Origin of the sequence: Georgenia soli (assembly GCF_002563695.1) — a bacterium.
GTDB lineage: Bacteria > Actinomycetota > Actinomycetes > Actinomycetales > Actinomycetaceae > Georgenia > Georgenia soli.
Window position 1 is genome coordinate 1780210 of sequence record NZ_PDJI01000004.1, and the last position, 18301, is coordinate 1798510.

An 18301-nucleotide genomic window follows, 5' to 3' on the forward strand; every position below is an offset into this window, starting at 1 on the left:
GGGCGGAGTTGCGATCATGGCTCAATTATTTCCCGGCCGAAGCCGCAGCCCCTGCATGCCGCCATCGACCGCCAGCGACGTCCCGGTGGTGGATCCGGAGAGTGGGGAAGCGAGGTAGGCGATGGCGGCCGCGACCTCCTGCGGCCTGACCAGGCGCCCGTGCGGCTGCCGAGCCTCCAGTGCCGCACGCTCCGCGACCGGGTCGGCGGCCCGCTCGAGCAGGCGGCCGACCCACGGGGTGTCCGCAGTGCCCGGGTTGACGCAGTTCACCCTGATGCCCTCGGGCAGGTGGTCCGCGGCCATGCTCAGCGTCAGCGAGAGGATGGCCCCCTTGGTCGCCCCGTAGAGAGCGCGGGCCGGCAGTCCTGCGGTAGCGGCGATCGAGCACGTGTTGACGATCGCCGCGGCCCTCGACAGCCGCAGGTGGGGCAGGGCCGCCCTGCTCACCCTGACGGTGCCGAGGAGGTTCACCTCGAGGACACGGCGCCACTCGTCGTCGTCGTTGTCCTCGACCGTCCCCTGTGCGCCGATGCCCGCGTTGTTGACGACGATGTCGATGCCACCGAGCTCGCGCACGACGTCGGCCACAGCGGCCCGGACAGACGCGTCGTCGGCGACGTCACAGCGCAGCGAGAGGTGGCCGGAGTGCCCTCCGTCGGGGTTGAGGTCGAGGATCGCGACCTTCGCCCCCCGCTCGCCGAGCAGATCGGCCGTGGCCGACCCGATGCCCGACGCACCCCCTGTCACGAGCGCAACCAGTCCGTCGAGGTCCTTGCTCATTCCGTTCTGCTCCTCTTCTCGGTCCCTCACGCCTGGACGAAAGCCTGTCGCTGTCTGCCCAGTCCCTCGATCTCGATCTCGACGACGTCGCCGTCACGCAGGTACGGGTACCGCCCGGACAGGGCAACACCCTCCGGGGTCCCTGTCAGCACCACGTCGCCCGGCTCGAGCACCATGTACTGGCTGAGGTGGTGGACGATGTGGCCGACGCCGAAGATCATGTCCGCCGTCGTCGAGTCCTGCCGGATCTCCCCGTTCACCCAGCTGCGCAGCCGCAGCCGGGAGGGGTCGACCTCGTCCGCGGGCACCAGCCAGGGGCCAAGCGGCGAGAAGCCGGGGGCGCACTTGCCCTTGGACCACTGCCCGCCGGAGTCGTCGAGCTGGAAAGTGCGCTCGGACAAGTCGTTCGCCGCGACATAACCGGCGACGTGGGCGAGCGCCTCCTCCCGGTCGGCGAGGTAGCTGGCCCGCCGGCCTATGACGACACCGAGCTCGACCTCCCAGTCGGTGCGCGTGCTGTTGCGGGGGATGCTGGCGACATCGTCCGGCCCCGCCAGCGTGTTCGGCGTCTTGAGGAAGACCACCGGGGACGATGGCGGCTCTGCCCCCGACTCTCGGGCGTGAGCGGCATAGTTCATCCCGATGCACACGATGGCGGACGGTCGTGCCACAGGGGGGCCCACCCGCAGGCCGTCGAGCTGGATCACCGGGAGCTCGCCGTCGGCCAGCGCCTGTCTCGTCCGACCGATGCCGTCAGTGGCCAGGAACGCGCCGTCGATGTCCGCCGTGAGCGCGGACAGGTCATAGGCCCGGCCCGGCCCGGCCCGGTCATCGTCGACGAGCACGGCCGGGGTCTCGGCGCCCGGGACACCGACCCTCAGGAGCTTCACGCGGCACCTCCGGCGGTGCCCGAAGCCGCCAGCGCGGTGTCGGCGGACCGGGCACGCACGTACGTCATCAGGGAACGCACCCCGAACCGCCACGGCGGCAGCGTCTCGGTGCGCGCAACCACGTTGGTCAGCGTCCCGAGGTGCGGGCTGCTGATCGACACGCGGTCGCCCGGCTTGTGCGTGAACCCCTGCCCGGGGGTGTCCCGGTCCTGAGTGGGAGCGAACAACGTGCCGGTATAGAGCACGAACCCGTCCGGGTACTGGTGGTGCGGGCCCGTGGCCGCCGCGACGAGCCGCTCGAAGGACCTGCTCAGGCGACCGACGTGGTTCTCGCCCTCAAGGAGGTAATCGTCCTCGCCCTCCACCCGAAGCCGGATCCGTTCGTCCCGGACGGTGTCGAGGGTGAAGGAGTCGTCGAAGAGTCGCACGAAGGGGCCCAGCGCGCTCGAGGCGTTGTTGTCCTTGGCCATGCCGAGCAGCAGGGCGCTGCGTCCCTCCACGTCCCTGAGGTTGACGTCGTTGCCAAGCGTGCAGCCCCGCACCCGTCCTGCGGAGTCGATGACGAGCACGAGCTCCGGCTCGGGATTGTTCCAGGCGGAGAACTCAGGGATGCCGACGTGTGCGCCGTACCCGACGGACGCGAGCACGGGCGCCTTGGTGAAGACCTCAGGGTCGGGCCCGAGCCCGACCTCGAGATACTGTGACCACAGCCCCTGGGCGAGCAAGACCTCCTTGGTGCGGCGCGCCTCGTCGGACCCCGGCTCGACGTCCCCGACCGCGCCGCCGATCGCGGCGGCGATCGCCGCCCGGACGCCCTCGGCCCGCGTGGGGTCGCCGGCGCAGCGTTCCTCGATGACCCGCTCGACCATGCTGTCGACGAACGTCACCCCGCACGCCTTGACGACCTGCAGGTCGACGGGAGCGAGAAGGCGGGCGTGCGAGAGGTCGCCGTCGTCAGGGGCTTCCATCAGGTCGGTCAGGCGCCAGCTTCGCGTACCGCGGGCGTCCCGGACCCTGGCCACGACGTCGTCGTGCTCGAGAAGCTCGGAAACGGTGGGCGCGACGTCGAACAGGTCGTGGAGCTCCTCCCCGCGCACCACCACCGGCCGCGGGCCCTGGGTCTCGGGATCCCACACCCGTCCGACGAGGACCGCCGCTGCGGCGTCCTGGGGCAGGATCTGCGTCGTTGTGCTCATCGTGGTCCTTGGGTTCGTTCGGCTGCCGCGCCGGCCCGGTCGCCGGCGTCGTGCTCTGTCCACCGGCCGTCCACCCGGCGCTGGATACGCCAAGGGTTGGCCTCCTGGAGCGCCGGGGGCAGCTGGGCGTCGGGGAACGACTGGTAGGCGACGGGGCGCATGAACCGCTGCACGGCCGCCGTGCCGACGGACGTCGTGCCGGGGGCGGTGGTCGCGGGGAAGGGACCGCCGTGGTGCTGGGCGTGGCTGACAGTCACCCCGGTCGGCCAGTCGTTCCAGATGACCCGCCCGGCGCGCTCCTCGATGACCTGGACGAGCTCGTCCGGCGCCTCGCCGGGCTGACCGTGCACCGTCGCGGTCAGCTGGCCGGGGAGAAGCTCGGCCAGCTCGGCGAGGTTGTCCTCGGAGCCGTAGGCCACGACGACGCTGGCCGGCCCGAACATCTCCTCCGCGAGGAGCTCGGGGCGTCGGCGCGCCTCTTCGGCCTTGACGGCGAGGACTGTGGGCGCCGGGGCGACCCCAGGCTCACCGGGGACGACCGTCTCGGCGCCGCCGGCGACGTGCTCGAGGGCGTGCTGGTAGCCCTCCGCCAGCCCCTCGGTCAGCATCGGGAAACGTGGTGCAGCGGCGACCGCTTGCTCCAGTGTCCTCCGCGCCCCGGCGTCGAGCTCCGGGACGAAGAGGAGACCCGGCTTGGTGCAGAACTGCCCCATGCCGAGGGTGAAGGAGGCGGCGAAGCCGGTGAGCACCTCCTCGCGACGCTCCGCCCAGGCGCGCTCGGTGACGAACGCGGGGTTCACGCTGCCCAGCTCCCCGTAGAAGGGGATGGGTTCCGGGCGTGCGACGGTGCGCTCGAGGAGGAGCCGGCCCACACGGGTCGAGCCGGTGAACCCGACGGCCTTGATCAGCGGGTGGTCCACCAGCGACTCGCCTGCGCTGCGGCCGGTCACGATCGCGAGGAGGCCGGCGGGTGCGGAGGCCTGCGTGAGCGCGGCGATAGCGATCTCGGCGGTGCGGCGGCCGAGCCGCTCGTGCGCCTCGTGCACCTTGTGGACGACGGCGCAGCCTGCGGCGAGCGCGGACGCCGTGTCCCCGCCGAGGACGCTGAAGGCGAACGGGAAGTTGGACGCACCGAACACGCCGACGGCACCGAGCGGGACGTTGACGCGGCGGATGTCGGGGCGCGGCCCCATGCCCCACGACGGGTCGGCGTGGTCGATCGTCGCGTCGAGGACCTGCCCGCTGCGCACCTCTTCGGCGAGGAGGCGCAGTTGGAAGGTGGTCCTGAGCAGCTCGGTCCTGAGGCGCCCCTCAGGCAGGTGCGTCTCCTCCCCGGCGAGCTGAACGAGCTCGTCCCCGTGGGCGTCGAGCGCGAGCGCGACGGCCTCGAGCCACCCGGCACGCTCCGTGGGAGGGGCGCCGCGGGCAGCCTCGTAGGCACCGTGCGCCCCGCGCACGGCCTCGCCGAGCTGGACGGTGGTGGTCAACGTGGTCAACTCTGCCGACCCGCCATCTCGTTGACGGCGGCGCGGTCGCCGACCTCGAGCCACCCGCCGCCGCGGGGGTACTCCCAGCGCTCGAGGGACTCCTCGTGCATCTGCGCCCCCGTGCCGGGGCGGGACGGGGCGACGTAACGTCCCGCCTCTAGCGCGGCCGGCTCGACGAAGTGCTCGTGGAGGTGGTCGACGAACTCGACGGCGCGGTCCTCCTGCGAGCCGCTCACCGCGGCGTAGTCGAAGAAGGAGAAGTGCTGGACGAGCTCGCACAGGCCGACCCCGCCGGCGTGCGGGCACACCGGGACGCCGAACTTGGCCGCGAGCAGGATGTTCGCGATGTTCTCGTTGATGCCCGCGACCCGGGTGGCGTCGATCTGCATGACGTCGATCGCCTCCGCCTGGAGCAGCTGCTTGAACACGATCCGGTTGGCGACGGCCTCGCCGGTCGCCACCTTGACCGGGGCGATGCCGCGGCGGATCGCTGCGTGCCCGAGCACGTCGTCGGTGCTGGTGGGCTCCTCGATCCACCAGGGGGCGTAGTCGGCAAGCTCGCGGACCCAGTCGATCGCCTCCTGGACCTCCCAGCGCTGGTTCGCGTCGATGGCGATACGCACATGCTCACCCACCGCCTCGCGGGCGAGGCGCATGCGGCGGCGGTCGTCGTCCAGGTCGCCACCCACCTTCAGCTTGATCATGCCGAAGCCTGCCTCGACCGCCGCCTTGCTCAGCCGGACGAGCTTCTCGTCGCTGTACCCGAGCCATCCCGGGGTGGTGGTGTAGGCCGGGTAGCCGGTCCGACGGAGCTCGGCGACCCGCTCCGCCTTGCCCGGCTGGGCCCGGCGGAGAATCTCGAGGGCCTCCTCGGGCGTGAGGGCGTTACGGATATGGGTGAAGTCGACGACGCTGACGAGCTCCTCGGGCGACATCTCGCTGAGCATCAGCCACAGCGGCTTGCCCTCACGCCGGGCACGCAGGTCCCACAGCGCGTTGACGAGCGCTCCGCACGCCATGTGGGACACGCCCTTCTCGGGCCCGAGCCAGCGCAGCTGGGAGTCGTGGACGAGGAGTCTCGACGCGGCCCCCAGGTCGTGGATCAGCTCGTCGGTCTCACGACCCACGAGGAGGCGCCCGTAGCTCTCGATCGCGGCGACGACGATCTCGTTGCCCCGGCCGCAGGTGAAGACCATCCCGTGGCCGGTCTCGCCGTCGGAGGTTGTGACGGTGACGTAGGCGGCCGAGTAGTCGGGGTCGACGTTGACCGCGTCAGATCCGTCCAGCTCCAGCGAGGTCGGGAAGCGAATGTCGCGGACATGGACCGATTCGATACGTGACATCAGAGCACTCTCTCGATTGATCTAGAGGAAGCCGAGCAGGCCAGGGAGCCAGAGGCTGAAGGCGGGGATGAAGGTCACGAGCAGCAGCACCGCGACCATCGGGACGAAGAACGGCAGGACACCCCTGATCACGTCGGCCACGGGCATCTTGGTGACGCTCGAGAGCACGAACAGCACCAGTCCCACCGGCGGCGTCAGAAGCCCGATGAGCAGGTTGAAGATGACGATGGCGGCGAAGTGCATGGGATGGATGCCGAAGGTCTCGGCCACGGGCGAGAGCACGGGGACGATGATGAGGATGGCGGCCGTCGGCTCGAGCAGGCACCCGACGACGAACAGGAAGAGGTTCACCAGGATGAGGAACATCACCGGGTCGTTGGTGAGCCCGAGCATGAAGTCGGCGGCCAGCTGAGGTGCCCGCTCCCGGGCAAGCACCCAACCGAAGAGGGCGGCCGCCGCGACGATCAGCAGGACTGAGCCTGCCGTCTCGACCGTCTGGAGAAGCACGTCGTAGAGCTTGCGCCAGGTCATCTCTCGGTACGCGAGCGCGAGGATGAAGATGTACAGCACCCCGGCTGCCGAGGCCTCCGTGGGGGTGGCCACGCCGCCGAGGATGCCGCCGAGGATCACGACGGCGGCCCCGACCGCAGGCAGGGATGCCAGCGCGGCTCGGCCGCGGGCCCCCCACCCCACCTTGTACTCGCGGAGGTGGTCCTTCTTGCGGGTCTGCCACCACACCATGGCCGCCAGCGCGGTCACGAGCAGCAGCGCCGGCACAATCCCGACGATGAAGAGCGCCCCGACGGACAGCCCTGCCGTGACGGCGTAGATGATGGCCGGGATGCTCGGCGGGATCATCGGGGCGATCAGCGAGGAGGCGCCGGTGATACCCACGCTGAAGCCCGCCGGGTATCCCCGCTTGATCATCTGGGGCACCTGGACGCGCCCCATCGCTGCCGCGTCCGCGATGGCGGCACCGCTCATCCACGAGAAGCCGAAGCTGGTCGCGATGTTGACGTATCCGAGGCTGCCGCGGATGTGACCGAGGAAAGCTATGGCGGCGCTGTAGACGCGGTCGGTGATGCCCGAGACGTTCGCGAGGTTCCCCAGCAGGATGAACATCGGCACGGCGAGCATCGGGAAGTTGTTGACCCCGGACAGTGTCTGCTGGACACCGATGCCGAGCGAGGCGGTGGGATCGGTGACCACGTAGACCAGGGCGGGCACCAGGAGCGCGAACGCCACGGGCACGCGCAGGAACAGCAGCACCAGGAGGCCAATAAGCATGATGAGGAGCGTCATCGGTCAGAAACCTTCCTTCTCGATGTTCTCCATGGCTCCCGGCACTTCTTCCGGGTGACGCAGGTTGACGAAGAGGTTGGCGAGGCCATGGAGGAAGATCAGACCGAACCCGACGACCCCGGCGGTGTACACCACCGACATCGGCAGCCGCGTGGCTGGCGCGAGAAGGTCAGCGGCGTCCGCCGCGATGCTGACGCCGGCGATCGCCATCGCCGCGGACGCGACTAGCACCACGAGCGTGGCGAACGTGTCGACCACGACGGCGCCTCGCTTGCTCAGCCGGGCGACAAGCAGGTCGACGGAGATGTGCAGCCGGCGGGACATCACGTACCCGGCGCCCAGGAAGGTGAGCCAGACCAGCAGGAACCTCGCCAGCTCCTCCGTCCAGCTGAGCGGGCTCGAGAACGCGTACCTCGTCACCACCTGCAGCATGATCACCACGAACGTCCCGACGAGGATTCCGGTGGTCAGGTATCGCTCCAGGTTGACTATCGCCCGGTAGACGCGGCTGCGCCGCTCCAGGTAGTCAGGGCTGTCGGCCGGCTCGTGGACGGCGTCCGCCGGTTCGGGCGCCGCGGGTGGCGTGCCGCCCCCGGTCACCGTTCGCCCTGGATCTCGAGGTAGAGGTCACCCCACGGCACCTGGCCCGGCAGCTGCTCGCTGACCTGCTCGGCGAAGGCCTCCCGGTCGACGTCCTCGTTGACCGTGATGGTGCCGTCCTGCTTCCACTGGTCGACGGTCTCCTTCTCCTGCGTCTCGATGCACTCACGAGTGGCGTCGGCGCCCGCCTGCATCGCCTCGTCGAACCGCGTCCGCTGGTCCTCGGTGAGGGAGTCGAGAATCCCGTCGTGGGTAAGGACGTGCACCGCCTGCACCATGTGTCCGGTGAGGTTGATGTAGTCCTGGACCTCGAAGAACTTCGAGGACTCGATGGTCGGGACGGGGTTCTCCTGCGCGTCGAGCGTGCCCTGCTGGAGGGCCGTGTAGACCTCGTCGAGGGCCATCGGGGTGGCGGTGCCGCCCATGGCGCCGATGTTCTTGAGGTACAGCGGCGCGTCAGGGGTACGTAGCTTGACGCCCTGGAGGTCCTCCGGGGAGCTGATCGGGGTGTTGGAGGTCACGTGCCGGGTGCCGTAGTACCAGGTCGACATGACCTTGATCCCGGATTTTTCGTAGAGCTTGTCGTGGATGTCAGCGATGACGTCGCCCTGGACCGTCTCTGCGAAGTGGTCGACATCCTTGAAGAGGTACGCGCCGTCGAGCACCGCCGCGTCCTCGTACCAGACGCCGAGGAAGGATGGCCCGGCCACCGCGATGTCGAGGCCACCGCTGGCGATCTGCTCCAGCGACTCTGCCTCGCTGCCGAGCTGCGCCGAGGGATAGCTCTCGATGTTGATGCCGCTGCCCGCCAGTGACTCCTGGATGGCAGCGACACCACACGTCTCCACAGGGTGCTGCGCGTCATAGACGTGCGCGAATCGGAAAATGACGTCGTCGGCGCCGCCCGTTGCGGCGACGTCACCGGTGTCCACCTTCTCCCCGCTGACGCAGGCGGCGAGGACTGCGGCAAGGGTGAGCCCGAGGCCGCCTGCGAGTGCGGTGCGGCGGGCGGTTCCCGAGGTGCGTCGAATGGCCATGACTGGTTCTCCCTTGAACGTCGTGGAGCTGGACTAGTGGTTCAGGTCGGGTCGGACGGTGGTCGGGGGGCGGGCAGGGTGAGCCCGAGGGACTGGGCGAGCTCGTCGAGCAGTTCGACGGTGGTCGGCGCCAGCGGGACGTGGCCCTCGTGACGTGCGGCGGTGGCCCGCTCGGCGTCGCCGGGCGCGAGAGCCGACTGGCCGGGCCCGGCGGAGCCACGTATGCGCTGCTGCAGGTGCGCCACCCGACGCTCGGTGTGGTCCCGCCCCGTGAAGGCGGCAGTGTCGAGTGCGAGGACGAGGTGCCCGGTGTTCATCCGGGACGACCGGTTCACCCAGATGTCCTCCGTCTCGAAGGCGAACGCCGCTTCGGTCAGCGACGCCGACAGCGCCTCCAGGAGGACCGCCAGTCCCGAGCCCTTGACGCCACCGAAAGGCAGGAGCGCACCGGCCAGCGCGGCGGCCGGGTCGACAGTGGGACGGCCGTCCTTGTCGACGGCCCAGCCGGCCGGGATCTCCGTGCCCTCGTTCCGGGCGGCGACGACCTTCCCGTAAGCGCCGTTGCTGGTGGCCATGTCGAGGGTGAGCGGCACCGCACCGACGCTCGGCGCCGCCACGGTGAGCGGGTTGGTCCCCAAGAGCTTCTGCGAGCCGCCGAACGGAGTGACCGTCGGGCCGGTGGTCGACGTGACGATGCCGATCATGCCCTCAGCCACGAGCCGGTCTGACCAGTACGCCCCGGCCCCGTAGTGGGTGCTGTTCTGAACGGCAACGGCCCCCACGCCACTCTGACTGGCCAGGGCCGCGACACGGTCGACGGCGGCCGACATCGCCACCTGCCCGAGGGCGCCGTCGGCATCCAGGACGGCGACCGCAGCCGACCCCGCGGACCAGGTGAGAGTGGGTGTGGCGTTGATGCCGCCAGCGCGGATCGCCTCGATGTACAGCGGGAGGCGTAGCAGCCCGTGCGAGCTGATCCCGCGTGAATCGGCCGCCACGAGCGATCTGCTGGTCAGCTGCGCGTGCGCCTGAGGCACACCGACCGCCGCGAGCGCCGCGGAACCGAAGCCAATGAGGTCGGCCGGCGCAAAGTCGACGGAGCGCATGACACCTCCTCGTGTCCTATAGGAATTGGCGCAAGCGTATACGGCATCCGAAGAATCCGGCAAGACCCGACGCAAAGGACTTTCTGCCCGCCGTCCGACCGTGCTTCGACCCCTCAACCTGCGGCCCAACCCGTCCCGGGGGAGGATCGGGAGCGTCCGCCACCCCAAGAAGGAGGCTGCCGTGGCCCGCTCCGTCGCCGAGTTCCTCGTCAACCAGCTCGTCGCCGCCGGCGTCGAACGGATCTACGGCATCGTCGGGGACTCGCTCAACCCCGTGGTCGACGCCGTCCGCCGCACCCCGGGGATCGACTGGGTCCACGTGCGCCACGAGGAGGCGGCGGCGTTCGCCGCGGCGGCCGAGGCCGAGGTCACCGGCAAGCTGACGGCCTGTGCAGGCTCCTGCGGGCCCGGCAACCTCCACCTCATCAACGGGCTGTACGACGCCAACCGCTCCCGCGTGCCCGTGGTGGCGATCGCCTCGCACATCCCGAGCGCGCAGATCGGCACGAAGTTCTTCCAGGAGACCCACCCGGACCGGCTGTTCACCGAGGCGTCGGTGTTCTCCGAGATGATCTCCACGTCCAGGCAGGTCCCACGCGTGACGCGCACCGCCATCCAGCACGCGCTCACCGCCCCGGGGGTCGCCGTGCTCACCCTGCCGGGCGACGTCGCGGACGAGGAGGTGCCCGACGACGACGCCCCCATCCTCATCCCCGGCGCCTGCCCCGCCCGCGTGGTCCCGAATCTCCAGGACGTCAGGGCGCTGGCCGAGGCGATCAACCGGTCGAGGAAGGTGACCCTGTTCGTCGGGGCCGGCGCCCGCGACGCCCGCACGGAGGTCCTCGAGCTCGCCGACCTCGCCGCCGCTCCGGTGGGGCACTCGCTGCGCGGCAAGGAGATCATCCAGTACGACAACCCCTTCGACGTCGGCATGTCCGGCCTCCTCGGCTACGGCGCCTGCCAGAGCGCGATGGACGACGCCGACCTGCTGGTCCTCGTGGGCACCGACTTCCCGTACGACTCGTTCCTGCCGGCAGACGTGCCCACCGCCCAGATCGACATCGACGCCTCGCACCTGGGCCGGCGCACCCGGCTGGACCTGCCCGTCCACGGCGACGTCGGGGAGACGCTGCGCCTGCTCAACCCGATGATCCGGCGCAAGACGGACCGCAAGTTCGTCCGGCAGATGACGAAGAAGCACGCCGACCTCATGGGCAAGGTGGTCGGCGCCTACACGCGCAACGTCGAGAAGACGCGGCCGATCCACCCCGAGTACGCCGCCGTCGTCCTGGACGAGGCCGCCGCGGAGGACGCCGTCTTCACCGTCGACACCGGCATGAACAACGTGTGGGCCGCCCGGTACATCACGCCGAACGGCCGGCGGCGCGTGATCGGTTCCTTCCTCCACGGCTCGATGGCCAACGCCCTGCCGCACGCGATCGGCGCGGCGATGGCGGAGCCGTCCCGGCAGGTGGTGGCGCTCGCCGGCGACGGAGGCCTGTCCATGCTCCTCGGCGAGCTCATCACGGTGCGCAACTACGACCTGCCGGTCAAGGTCGTGGTCTTCAACAACGACACGCTCGGCATGGTCAAGCTGGAGATGCTGGTGGAGGGGCTGCCCTCGTACGGCACCGACTCCCCTGCGGTCGACTACCGCAAGGTCGCGCTCGCGCTGGGCATCCCGGCGGTCCGGGTGGAGGACCCGAAGGACCTGCGCAAGGCGTTGCGCGACGGGCTGCGCCGCCCCGGGCCGGCCCTCGTCGAGGTCATCACCGACCCCAACGCACTGTCGATCCCGCCGTCCATCACCTCCGGCATGATCCGTGGCTTCGCGACGGCGATGACCAAGCAGATCCTCGGCGGCGGCATGGGCGAGGTCATGTCGATGGCCCGGTCGAACCTGCGCAACGTCCCCCGCCCCTGACCCCTCCTCCCCCGCGAGTCGTCAACTCCTCCGCGAGTGGTCAACTCCTCCGCGAGGTCACGTCCTCGCACCCTTCCGGAAGACGTGACGTCTCAAGGAGAAGATGACATCTCGCCGCAGGGTGGGCGGGCGGAATATCGGTCGGCCGTCCGGGCATTGAGCCAGGTATGACGGACTACGGGCACGACCTCATCTTCGGGTCGTTCATCACCCCCACCAGCGCGGCACCCCAGCGCCCGGTCGCGCTGGCACAGGCGTCGGAGGCGGCCGGGCTGGACCTCGTCACCTTCCAGGACCACCCGTACCAGCCCGCGTTCCTGGACACCTGGACGCTGCTCAGCTATGCGGCGGCACGCACGGAACGCATCCACCTCTCGGCCAACGTCGTCAACCTGCCGCTGCGCCCGCCCGCCGTCCTCGCCCGCGCCGCCGCCAGCCTCGACCTCCTCAGCGGCGGCCGCCTCGAGCTCGCGCTGGGCGCAGGCTCGTTCTGGGACGCCGTCGAGGCCATGGGCGGCAGGCGGCTCAGCGCCGGGCAGGCCGTCGACGCCACCAGCGAGGCGATCGACGTCATCCGCGGCATCTGGGACACCAGCACCCGCGAGCGCCTCGTCGTGAACGGCACCTACCACCGGCTCGACGGCGCCAAGCGCGGCCCCGCCCCGGCCCACGACATCCCCATCTGGCTCGGTGCGCTGAAGCCACGGATGCTCCGCCTCATCGGTCGCAAGGCCGACGGGTGGCTCCCCTCGCTGCCCTACCTGAGGTCGCTGACCGCCCTCGCCGACGGCAACGCCACCATCGACGAGGCGGCCGCGAAGGCCGGCCGCGACCCGCGGGCCGTGCGCCGGCTGCTCAACGTCGGCGGCCAGTTCACCACCCAGGAGTCCGACCGGCTCCTCGTCGGCCCGCCGCGGCAGTGGGCCGAGCAGCTCGCGGCCCTCACCCTGCAGCACGGCGTCTCCGGCTACATCCTCATGGGCGACGACGAGGGCACCCTCGCGCTGCTCGGCCAGGAGGTCGCGCCCGCGGTCCGCGAGCTGGTGGCGGCCGAGCGCGGCGGTCCAGGCACCCCGCCCGGCGCGGTCGCGGCCGCGACGGCGGGCCCGAAGGCATGAGGAGACCCGTGGACTACGGTCACCCCCTCCAGCTCGGCATCTTCATCACCCCGAGCAACGACGATCCGCAGGCGCCCGTCGAGCTCGCCCGCCTGAGCGAGGACCTCGGCTACGACCTCGTCACGTTCCAGGACCACCCCTACCAGCCGCGGTTCCACGACACGTGGACGCTGCTGAGCTGGGTGGCGGCCCGCACGGAGCGCATCCATCTCGCCCCGAACGTCCTCAACGTCCCGGTGCGGCCGCCCGCCGTCGTCGCCCGCGCCGCGGCCAGCCTGGACCTGATGACCGGCGGCCGCGTCACCCTGGCGCTCGGCGCCGGACACTTCTGGGACGCGATGGAGGCCATGGGGACGGGCCGCCTGACACCCGGCGAGTCGGTCGACGCGCTCGCCGAGGCCGTCGAGGTCGTGCGCGCGATCTGGTCCGCGCCGGCGCCGCTCCACGTGCCCGGCGAGCACCACCGCCTCGACGGCGCCCAGGGCGGACCCGCACCCGCGCACGACATCCCCGTCTGGATCGGCGGCGGCCGGCCGCGCATGCTCCGTCTCGTCGGCACGAGCGCCGACGGCTGGGTGGTGCCGGGCGGGGTCTCCGGCCTGCCGTCCCTCCGCGCGGGGAACGCCCGGATCGACGACGCCGCAGCCACGGCCGGCCGCGACCCGCGGGAGATCCGCCGCATCGTCAACGTCGCCGGCCGGTTCACCGACGCCCCTGGCGGTGGGTTCCTGACCGGGCCGGCCGCGCAGTGGGTCGAGGACCTCCTGCCCCTGGTGGTCGAGGACGGCGTCGGCACGATCGTCCTCGCCACCGACGACCCGGAGACGATGCGCCGCTTCGCGGGCGACGTCGCCCCCGCCCTGCGGGAGGCCGTCACCCGCGAGCGCGCCGGCCGCGGGGTGGCCGAGGGCACCGTCCGGCCGGCCCGCGTACGCGCCCGCCGCCGCGAGCTCATCGCCTACGACCAGCTCCCCGCGCCCCTCGCCGAGCGCGCGGTCGAGCCCGGCGACGCGCTCTACCCCGCCGTCCGCTCGAACTACATGCGCGGCGGGTCCCCCGGGCTCGTGCTGCGGCCCCGCGACGCCGGCGAGGTCGCCGCGGCCGTCACGTTCGCACGCACGCAGCCCGTGCCGCTGTCCGTGCGCAGCGCCGGCCACGGCATCTCGGGCCGCTCCACCAACGACGGCGGCATCGTCGTCGACGTCTCCGCGCTGAGCACGATCGAGGTCCTCGACGAGGCGACCCGCCGCGTGCGGATCGGCCCCGGCGCGCGCTGGGGCGAGGTCGCCGCCGCGCTGCACCCGTACGGCTGGGCGCTCACCTCCGGCGACTACGGCGGCGTCGGCGTCGGCGGGCTGGCCACCACCGGCGGCATCGGCTTCCTGGGGCGCGACCACGGCCTCACGATCGACCACCTGCGCGCCGTCGAGCTGGTGCTGGCCGACGGCACGCACGTGCGCGCGGACGAGACCGAGCACGCGGACCTGTTCTGGGCCGTGCGTGGCGCGGGGTTCAACTTCGGCGTCGTCACGGCCTTCGAGTTCGAGGCCGACGAGGTGGGCGACATCGGCTTCGCCCAGCTCGTCCTCGACGCCACCGACACCGCCGGCTTCCTGCAGCGCTGGGGCGCCGCCGTCGAGGCCGCGCCGCGCGACACGACGAGCTTCCTCATCATGGGCCGCCCGCGCGAGGGGCAGGTGGTCGCCCAGCTCATGACCGCCGTGAACTCCGACGACCCCGCCACGGTCCTCGCCCGCCTCCGCCCCCTCGCGGAGCTCGGTCCGCTGCTGGGCCAGTCGGCCCAGATCGTCCCCTACCCGGCCGTGGTCAGCCTGCCCGACGCCGCCCACCAGGCCCAGGGCGAGCCGGTCACCCGGTCCGGGCTGCTCGAGCACCTCACGCCCGAGTTCGCCGCTGACGCGAAACGGCTCGTCAGGAGCGGGGAGACGTTCTTCTTCCAGATCCGGGCCATGGGCGGGGCGATCTCCGACGTCGACCCTGGCGCGACCGCGTTCGCCCACCGCTCGGCGAACTTCTCCGTGGTCGCCTTCGGCGCCTCCCGCACCCGGCTGGACCGGATCTGGGACTCGATGCAGCACCACTTCACGGGCATCTACCCCAGCTTCGAGACCGACCCGCGGCCCGAGCGGCTGCTCGACGCCTACCCGGCACCGACGCTGGAGCGGCTGCGCGCGCTCAAGCGGCGCTACGACCCCGACAACGTCTTCCGGGACAACTTCAACGTGGCTCCGCAGCCGGTACCCGTGACGCAGGGATAGCCGGACGTCCGCCGTCGTCGCGCCGCCGTCGTCGCCCTCCACTCATGGGCTGCGCCGTCGTCCGCGGCCCCGTCCAGGGGCGGCGAGCGTGGGGCGTGTCACTCCGGCAACAGACGGCAAGGACTCAGCCCCGGCCGGTCACGGGTGGCACGGTGTTGAGGTACCTGCCCGACGCCCGACCACGGAGACATCGTGACCACTGACCAACGGAAGCACCTGGTACTCATGGGCGTCGCCGGGTCCGGCAAGACGACGATCGCCGAGGAGCTCGTGGAGCGGCTGGGGTGGGTCAGCGCCGAGGCCGACGAGTTCCACCCGCAGGCCAACATCGACAAGATGGCCTCCGGCACTCCCCTGACGGACGAGGACCGCTGGCCGTGGCTCGCGTCGATCCGCAGCTGGCTGGACGAGCAGTCGGCGGCCGGGCGCAAGGCCGTCGTGACGTGCTCGGCGCTCAAGCGCGTCTACCGGGACGTCCTCGAGGGCGAGAACCACGACGTCTGCTTCGTCCACCTGGGCGGCCCCAAGGACCTCATCGCCGGGCGGATGGCGCACCGCAAGGGGCACTTCATGCCCACCTCGCTCCTGGACTCCCAGTTCGAGACGCTCGAGCCGCTGGCCGAGGACGAGCCGGGCATCGCCGTCGACATCTCCGGCACGCCGGACGAGATCACCGCCGACATCATCGAGCGGCTCGAGCTCACCGCGTAGCGGCGCCGTCGCCTCACCCCCTCCACCGCGCTGCACCGCGTTCCGTGCACGGCTCGATGCACGTCGGGCCCGTGCGCCGTTTCTCTCCGCGAGCCGTCCGGCGCGTCGTGCCCTAGGGTCTCGGTCACATGCAGGGTCACAGGCCCGACCGGACAGGGATGTCCCGGCAGGGTCGACGACGACCGAGAGGGCAGCCGGTTTCCTGACGGCGGGCGACCGGCCCGGCACGGACGGAGACCGTCATGGAGATCGAAGGCTGGACCCAGACCCTCGGAGCCGGGGCGCTCCTCGGCATCGCGGCGGCGGCCATCGCACTCATCCTGGTGCTGGTCATCGTCTTCAAGATGCACGCGTTCCTCACGCTGATCCTGGTCTCGCTGCTCACCGCGTTCGCGACGGGCATCCCCGCCGACCAGATCGTGCCGACGCTGGTGACCAGCTTCGGGAACACGTTGGGTTCTGTCGCCCTGCTCATCGGGCTGGGCGCCATGCTGGGCAAGATGGTCGAGCACAGCGGCGGGGCACGGGTGCTGGCCGAGAAGATGGTGTCGGTCTTCGGCGAGAGACGGGCCCCGTTCGGCCTGGGCCTGGCCTCGCTGATCATGGGCTTCCCGATCTTCTTCGACGCCGGCCTGGTCGTCATGCTGCCGATCATCTTCGCCGTGGCCCGCCGGCTCGGGAACAACGTCCTGCTCTACGGCATGCCGGCCGCGGCCGCGTTCTCGGTCATGCACGTCTTCGTGCCCCCGCACCCCGGCCCGGTGGCGGCCACCGAGCTCTACGGCGCGAACCTGGGCATCGTGCTGCTCACCGGCGTCATCATGGCCTTCCCGCTCTGGTACGTCAGCGGTTACCTCTGGGGCACCTACGTCGGCCGCCGGTACGTCCTGCCAGTGCCGGCCCTCTTCGGCAGCGTCGACGACGACGTCCAGGAGAACCCGCCGAGCGTCGGCACCGTCATCGCGATCCTGCTGCTTCCGCTGGTGCTGATCTTCATGAACACCGGCCTGGACTTCCTCGGCAGCGCCGGCGTCGTCGACGACACGCAGACCTGGGTCCACGTCCTCTCCGCGATCGGCTCCGCCCCCGTGGCGCTCCTGATCTCCGTGCTCGTGGCGATCTTCGTGCTCGGCAACCGGCGCGGCGAGCACGGCACCGCACTCGAGAAGATCGTGGACTCGGCGCTGGGTCCCGTCTGCTCCGTCATCCTCATCACCGGCGCCGGCGGCATGTTCGGCGGGGTGCTCCGCACGTCCGGCATCGGCGACGCCCTGTCCACCTCGCTCGGCAACCTCGGGCTGCCGATCATCGTCGCCGCCTACATCATCGCCGTGGTGCTGCGCGTCGCCCAGGGCTCGGCGACCGTCGCGCTCGTGACCGCGGCCGGTCTCATGGCGCCGGCCGTGACGGCCGGCAACTTCAGCAGCCTGCAGATCGTGGCCATCACCCTGGCCACCGCGGCGGGATCGGTCTTCGCCAGCCACGTCAACGACTCCGGCTTCTGGCTGGTCGGCCGCCTCATGGGCATGGACGTCAAGACCACCCTGAAGACGTGGACGGTGCAGCAGACGCTGGAGTCGGTCCTGGGGTTCGCCCTGTGCCTCGTCATCTTCTGGATCGGGTGACGCAGCCGGCCGCGCGGCACGTCACTCCGGGGCGTCGCTGACCTCACCCGGGGCGTCGCCGGGCCTGGCCTGTTCCGCGGCATCACCTCTGCCGGCGGTGCTTCGCGACGGCGCCACGTCGCGCCGACCCGGGTCGTCCAGCTCGAGCCACACCTCGGCCACCACGGCCCGCGAGGCCGCCTCCGCGGCCTCCTCCTGCCCGGCCGCCACCGCCCGGGCGACGGCCTCGTGGTCGTCCAGCGAGTGCGGCGCGGGCCAGGCCGGGGTGAGGCCGACGCGTGTGCGCCCGATGAGGACCTCCGCGATGGTGCGCTGCAGCCCGAGGAACATCTCGTTGCCGCTCAGCCGGATGAGCAGCAGGTGGAAGTCGACGTCCGCCTGCAGGTACTCCTCCGTGTCCCCCAGGCCCTGCTCGCCGAGCTCGCGCAGCCGTCGTGCCAGCCGGACCAGCTCGGGCCCCTGCCCCGCGCCTCGCGCCTGCGCGGCGAGCCTGGCCGCCGTCGGCTCCACCGCATGACGCAGCTGAGTCAGGCTGCGCAGCTGCGCGTCCCGTCCCGGGCCGGCGAGGCGCCAGCCGATGACCCGCGGGTCGAGGACCGTCCAGGTGCTGACGTCCTGGACGACGACGCCGACACGGCGCCGGGGCTCCACCATGCCGAGTGACTCCAGCACGCGCACCGCCTCGCGGACGACCGTCCTGGAGACGCCGAAGCGCGCCTCGAGCCGCGCGAGCGTGAGGACCGTTCCCGCCGGGTGAACGCCCGCAGCGATCTCCCGACCTAGCCGGTCGAGCAGGTCGCTGTGCAGCACCGGTGCTGCCGCCATGCCGCCTCCGGGTGGTTTGGCAAAGGTGTGATCTTTCTGTAAGGGTACCGGACAGTCCCCGTGCCGATACCCCTCCTT

15 protein-coding genes are annotated in these 18301 nt (G+C 71.3%); 5 read left to right on the forward strand and 10 right to left on the reverse strand.

Annotated elements, in window-relative coordinates:
* Positions 1–21: 21 nt before the first annotated feature.
* Genes ATJ97_RS09345 through ATJ97_RS09385 form a run of 9 tightly spaced genes read right to left on the reverse strand, consistent with a single transcriptional unit; the run spans position 22 to position 9741 of the window.
* On the reverse strand, positions 22–780 hold the full coding sequence (locus ATJ97_RS09345) for an SDR family NAD(P)-dependent oxidoreductase (protein WP_098483521.1): 759 nt from the start codon (positions 778–780) through the stop codon (positions 22–24).
* 26 nt (positions 781–806) lie between these two features.
* Positions 807–1670 (reverse strand): fumarylacetoacetate hydrolase family protein, encoded by an 864-nt coding sequence (locus tag ATJ97_RS09350; RefSeq protein WP_098483522.1) that lies wholly within the window; start codon positions 1668–1670, stop codon positions 807–809.
* Positions 1667–2866, reverse strand: coding sequence for a fumarylacetoacetate hydrolase family protein (locus ATJ97_RS09355; RefSeq protein ID WP_098483523.1), 1200 nt, complete (start codon positions 2864–2866; stop codon positions 1667–1669). Before ATJ97_RS09355 ends, ATJ97_RS09350 begins: the two co-directional genes overlap by 4 nt.
* Positions 2863–4362 (reverse strand): aldehyde dehydrogenase (NADP(+)), encoded by a 1500-nt coding sequence (locus ATJ97_RS09360; RefSeq protein ID WP_211287130.1) that lies wholly within the window; start codon positions 4360–4362, stop codon positions 2863–2865. Before ATJ97_RS09360 ends, ATJ97_RS09355 begins: the two co-directional genes overlap by 4 nt.
* A complete protein-coding gene (locus tag ATJ97_RS09365) occupies positions 4359–5696 on the reverse strand; it encodes an enolase C-terminal domain-like protein (RefSeq protein ID WP_098483525.1) in 1338 nt (445 codons plus the stop codon). The genes ATJ97_RS09360 and ATJ97_RS09365 overlap by 4 nt, the downstream gene beginning before the upstream one ends.
* A 21-nt stretch (positions 5697–5717) precedes the next feature.
* On the reverse strand, positions 5718–6998 hold the full coding sequence (locus ATJ97_RS09370; protein ID WP_098483526.1) for a TRAP transporter large permease: 1281 nt from the start codon (positions 6996–6998) through the stop codon (positions 5718–5720).
* 3 nt (positions 6999–7001) lie between these two features.
* A complete protein-coding gene (locus ATJ97_RS09375) occupies positions 7002–7598 on the reverse strand; it encodes a TRAP transporter small permease (protein WP_098483527.1) in 597 nt (198 codons plus the stop codon).
* Positions 7595–8635 (reverse strand): DctP family TRAP transporter solute-binding subunit, encoded by a 1041-nt coding sequence (locus ATJ97_RS09380; RefSeq protein ID WP_098483528.1) that lies wholly within the window; start codon positions 8633–8635, stop codon positions 7595–7597. The genes ATJ97_RS09375 and ATJ97_RS09380 overlap by 4 nt, the downstream gene beginning before the upstream one ends.
* A 41-nt stretch (positions 8636–8676) precedes the next feature.
* Entirely contained in the window at positions 8677–9741 is a 1065-nt protein-coding gene (locus ATJ97_RS09385; RefSeq protein ID WP_098483529.1) for an Ldh family oxidoreductase, read from the reverse strand.
* Between the two features lie 181 nt (positions 9742–9922).
* On the opposite strand from ATJ97_RS09385, the gene ATJ97_RS09390 reads away from it, so the two are divergent.
* The 5 genes from ATJ97_RS09390 (at position 9923) to ATJ97_RS09410 (ending at position 17398) form a co-directional block, all read left to right on the forward strand.
* Positions 9923–11665: a pyruvate dehydrogenase gene (locus tag ATJ97_RS09390; protein WP_098483530.1), complete on the forward strand. Its 1743-nt coding sequence runs from the start codon at positions 9923–9925 to the stop codon at positions 11663–11665.
* 167 nt (positions 11666–11832) lie between these two features.
* Positions 11833–12783, forward strand: coding sequence for an LLM class flavin-dependent oxidoreductase (locus ATJ97_RS09395; RefSeq protein ID WP_098483531.1), 951 nt, complete (start codon positions 11833–11835; stop codon positions 12781–12783).
* Positions 12780–15062: an LLM class flavin-dependent oxidoreductase gene (locus ATJ97_RS09400; protein ID WP_098483532.1), complete on the forward strand. Its 2283-nt coding sequence runs from the start codon at positions 12780–12782 to the stop codon at positions 15060–15062. The genes ATJ97_RS09395 and ATJ97_RS09400 overlap by 4 nt, the downstream gene beginning before the upstream one ends.
* A gap of 225 nt (positions 15063–15287) precedes the next feature.
* Complete coding sequence (locus tag ATJ97_RS09405; RefSeq protein WP_098483533.1) at positions 15288–15773, forward strand: gluconokinase; 486 nt, start codon at positions 15288–15290, stop codon at positions 15771–15773.
* Between the two features lie 248 nt (positions 15774–16021).
* Entirely contained in the window at positions 16022–17398 is a 1377-nt protein-coding gene (locus ATJ97_RS09410) for a GntP family permease (protein WP_098485347.1), read from the forward strand.
* Positions 17399–17419: 21 nt separating this feature from the next.
* On the opposite strand, the gene ATJ97_RS09415 is transcribed toward ATJ97_RS09410, so the two are convergent.
* Positions 17420–18223, reverse strand: a complete 804-nt coding sequence (locus ATJ97_RS09415) for a FadR/GntR family transcriptional regulator (protein ID WP_098483534.1) — start codon at positions 18221–18223, stop codon at positions 17420–17422.
* Positions 18224–18301: the final 78 nt, after the last annotated feature.

Coding starts and splice junctions, on each gene's coding strand:
- ATJ97_RS09345 (WP_098483521.1), bottom strand. CDS start 780: ATGAGCAAGGACCTCGACGGACTGGTTGCGCTCGTGACAGGGGGTGCG.
- ATJ97_RS09355 (WP_098483523.1), bottom strand. CDS start 2,866: ATGAGCACAACGACGCAGATCCTGCCCCAGGACGCCGCAGCGGCGGTC.
- ATJ97_RS09365 (WP_098483525.1), bottom strand. CDS start 5,696: ATGTCACGTATCGAATCGGTCCATGTCCGCGACATTCGCTTCCCGACC.
- ATJ97_RS09370 (WP_098483526.1), bottom strand. CDS start 6,998: ATGACGCTCCTCATCATGCTTATTGGCCTCCTGGTGCTGCTGTTCCTG.
- ATJ97_RS09380 (WP_098483528.1), bottom strand. CDS start 8,635: ATGGCCATTCGACGCACCTCGGGAACCGCCCGCCGCACCGCACTCGCA.
- ATJ97_RS09385 (WP_098483529.1), bottom strand. CDS start 9,741: ATGCGCTCCGTCGACTTTGCGCCGGCCGACCTCATTGGCTTCGGTTCC.
- ATJ97_RS09395 (WP_098483531.1), top strand. CDS start 11,833: ATGACGGACTACGGGCACGACCTCATCTTCGGGTCGTTCATCACCCCC.
- ATJ97_RS09400 (WP_098483532.1), top strand. CDS start 12,780: ATGAGGAGACCCGTGGACTACGGTCACCCCCTCCAGCTCGGCATCTTC.
- ATJ97_RS09405 (WP_098483533.1), top strand. CDS start 15,288: ATGGGCGTCGCCGGGTCCGGCAAGACGACGATCGCCGAGGAGCTCGTG.
- ATJ97_RS09415 (WP_098483534.1), bottom strand. CDS start 18,223: ATGGCGGCAGCACCGGTGCTGCACAGCGACCTGCTCGACCGGCTAGGT.